Source organism: Streptomyces sp. NRRL B-24085, from assembly GCF_001282115.1.
GTDB lineage: Bacteria > Actinomycetota > Actinomycetes > Streptomycetales > Streptomycetaceae > Streptomyces.
On record NZ_LJBR01000600.1, the window covers coordinates 1 to 3,005 of the forward strand.

At 75.6% G+C, this 3,005-nt stretch carries 3 protein-coding genes and 1 pseudogene; 2 read left to right on the top strand and 2 right to left on the bottom strand.

Annotated features, from left to right (window positions below; translation table 11 throughout):
* A partial coding sequence (locus AOJ26_RS40080) for an aminotransferase class I/II-fold pyridoxal phosphate-dependent enzyme (protein ID WP_053853258.1) occupies positions 1 to 1,031 on the top strand: 1,031 nt, incomplete at its 5' end.
* Positions 1,028 to 2,083 (top strand): MBL fold metallo-hydrolase, encoded by a 1,056-nt coding sequence (locus AOJ26_RS40085; protein ID WP_053853259.1) that lies wholly within the window; start codon positions 1,028 to 1,030, stop codon positions 2,081 to 2,083. The genes AOJ26_RS40080 and AOJ26_RS40085, both read left to right, overlap by 4 nt.
* Before the next feature lie 58 nt (positions 2,084 to 2,141).
* Here AOJ26_RS40085 and AOJ26_RS40090 read toward each other — a convergent pair whose 3' ends face one another.
* Together AOJ26_RS40090 and AOJ26_RS40095 are read right to left on the bottom strand one after the other, a co-directional pair.
* A complete protein-coding gene (locus AOJ26_RS40090; protein ID WP_053853260.1) occupies positions 2,142 to 2,756 on the bottom strand; it encodes a DedA family protein in 615 nt (204 codons plus the stop codon).
* Positions 2,753 to 3,005: pseudogene (locus AOJ26_RS40095) on the bottom strand (MBL fold metallo-hydrolase); the annotation flags it as partial. The gene AOJ26_RS40090 and the pseudogene AOJ26_RS40095, both read right to left, overlap by 4 nt.

Genomic DNA, 3,005 nt, shown 5'->3' on the forward strand with positions numbered 1-3,005 from the left:
GGCGCGCGCACGGCGCCCCCGCCCTCCTGCTCGCCCTGACCGCCGCGCTCGGCGGCGACGTCCTGGTGCCCCGCCCCTGTGCCGCCTGGTGGGCGCCGTACGCACGCCTGCTGGGCAGACCCGTCTTCCACGTGGCGACACCCGCCGAGTGCGGCGGGGTCCCGGACCCGTACGCCCTCCTGGAGACCGTGCGCCGGGTGCGCGCCGAGGGCGGCGACCCGCGGCTGCTGGTGCTGTCCGTCGCCGACGACCCCACCGCCACCGTCGCCCCGCCCGAGGTCCTCCACGAGACCGTCGAGGCCGCCGCGGGCGAGGGCCTGCACCTGGTCAGCGACGAGACCTGGCGCGACACCGTGCACGCCCCGCACGAGACGGTCCTGCTCAGCCCCGCCGAGATGCTGCCCGAGCGGGTCACCGTCGTCACCGACCTGGCCGGCAGCCTGCTCCCGGCCGGCTGGCCCGCCGCCTTCGCCCGCTTCCCGGCCGACGGCGGCGACGGCCTGCACGCCCGCGTGCTGGACATCCTGACCGCGCTCGGCGCCCGCATCGCCGCCCCCGTCGCCGCGGCCGCCGCCCACGCCCTCGCCGAACCCGAACCGGTCACCGCCCGCCGCACCGCCGCGGGACACCTCCACGCGCGCGTGGCCGCCGCCGCGCACTCCGCGGTCGTCGGCGCGGGCGCGCTCTGCCGGCCCCCGCGGGCCGGCCGCCACCTCTACGTCGACCTCGCCCCCCTGCGGCCCGCGCTCGTCGCGCGGGGCGTCGGCGACGCCCAGGACCTGGAGGACTTCCTCACCGCCCGGCTCGGCATGCCCGCACCCGGCGGCCACCGCTTCGGCGACGACCTCGGCGCGCTGCGGGTGCGGCTGTCCACCGGCCCCCTGCTCGGCGGTTCCGACGAGGAACGCGCGGAATGCCTCACGTCACCCGCGCCGTTGGAACTGCCACATGTGCAACGCGCGTTGAACACCCTGGAGTCGGTCTTCGACGAACTCCGCGACGACGCTCAGCGATGGGAGCCTCCTCGATGACGCAGCAGTCCGAGTCGACCACCAGCACGCGAGTGGCCGACGAGCCCCCGGCCCCGTCCTCCCTCGCGCCCGCGTCGCCGCCGCTCGCCGCACCACGCCCGCTGGGGGAGCGCAGAGCCTGGCCGAAGTCCTTCCACGACCGCCTGACCGCCCCGCTGCCCGGTCTCAAGGCCATGGCCCGGTTCGCCCGCGAGGGCGCCGTACGCCCCGGCCCCGAAGGACTCGCCGACATCCCGAGGCTGCCCTACGCACCGGCACCGCTGCCCGCCGTCGACGCCCGCACGGTCGCCGTCTCCTGGGCGGGGCACGCCAGTTGGGTGGTGCGGATCGGCGGCCTGACCGTCCTCACCGACCCGGTCTGGTCCCGCCGCATCCTCGGCACCCCGGCCCGCATCACCCCGGTCGGCATCGACTGGGACGCCCTGCCCCGCGTCGACGCCGTCGTCATCAGCCACAACCACTACGACCACCTGGACGCCCCGACCCTGCGCCGCCTGCCGCGCGACACCCCGGTCTTCGTCCCGGCCGGCCTGGCCCGCTGGTTCCACCGCCGCCGCTTCACCGCGGTGACCGAGCTCGACTGGTGGGAGGCGGCCGAACTCGACGGCGTCCGCTTCGACTTCGTGCCCGCCCACCACTGGTCCAAGCGCTCCCTCACCGACACCTGCCGCACCCTGTGGGGCGGCTGGGTCCTCACCGACCGGGAGGGCCGACGCGTCTACTTCGCGGGCGACACGGGCTACGGCCACTGGTTCTCCCGCATCGGCATGCGCTACCCCGGCATCGACCTCGCCCTGCTGCCCATCGGCGCCTACGACCCCCGCTGGTGGCTCAGCGACGTGCACTGCGACCCGGAGGAGGCGGTGCGAGCGGCCCAGGACCTGGGCGCCCGCCGCATGGCCCCCATGCACTGGGCGACGTTCGTGCTGTCCGCCGAGCCCGTGCTGGAACCGCTGACGAGGGTGCGGGCGGCGTGGGAGAAGGCCGGCCTGGACCGCGAGGACCTGTGGGACCTGCCGGTCGGCGGCTCCCGGGTGCTGGAACACCCCTAGGAACACCCCTACGAACACCTCCCGGGGCATCCCCAGGAGCAGCCGGGGAAGCGCGCCCTCAGGAACGGACGCGCTTCCACACCGTCGGCGCCGCGCTGATCGCCACGGTCAGCGCGACCGCCGCGACCACGCCCTCCCAGGGCTCCTTGAACAGCGATCCGCCCAGGATCCCGATGAGCTGATACGTCACCGCCCAGGCCAGACAGGCCGGCAGGTTCCCCCGCACGAACCGCCGCAACGGCCACTCGGCCATCAGACACGCCAGCATCACCGGGATCCGCCCGGCCGGCACCAGCCGGGACAGCACGAGGACCGCCACCCCGTGGTCGGCCAGCTTCCCCTGCGCCTGGGAGAGGCGCTCCTCCGGCGCCCTCGACCGAAGGGCCTCCAGCCACCGCGAGCCGTTCTTCGACTTCATCCCGCGCCGCCCCAGCCAGTACAGGGCGATGTCCCCGAGGAACGCGGCGACGGAGGCCGTGACGAACACGAACAGCAGCGCCAGGGGCGCCGTCTGGTGGAACGCCACGACGGCCGCCGAACTCACCAGCGCCCCCGTGGGGATCACGGGCACCAACGCCCCCAGGAACACCAGCAGGAACAGCGTCGGGTACCCGATCGCCTGTCCGGCGGCCCCGGGAGTCGCCCCCGTGGTGGCGGCCGCGAGCCACGTCACCGCGAGACCCCCAGCCGCACGCTCTCCCCGTGCTCCAGCCGGTGCACGTCCACCTCGGGCGCGAACTCCGCCGCCAGCCGCACGAACTCCGTGCCCGGCGTGTGGAATTCGTGCGGCCGTACCGCGTCCATCCCGATCGGCCAGTACGTCCCGTAGTGCACCGGCACCGCGCTGCGCGGCCCCAGCCGGGTGAGCGCCTGGGCCGCGCGCCCCGCGTCGAGGTGCCCCTCCCCGAGATAGGGCCCCCAC

Excerpts from the sequence above, each read along its gene's own strand:
- AOJ26_RS40085 (WP_053853259.1), top strand. The coding sequence starts at position 1,028 with ATGACGCAGCAGTCCGAGTCGACCACCAGCACGCGAGTGGCCGACGAG.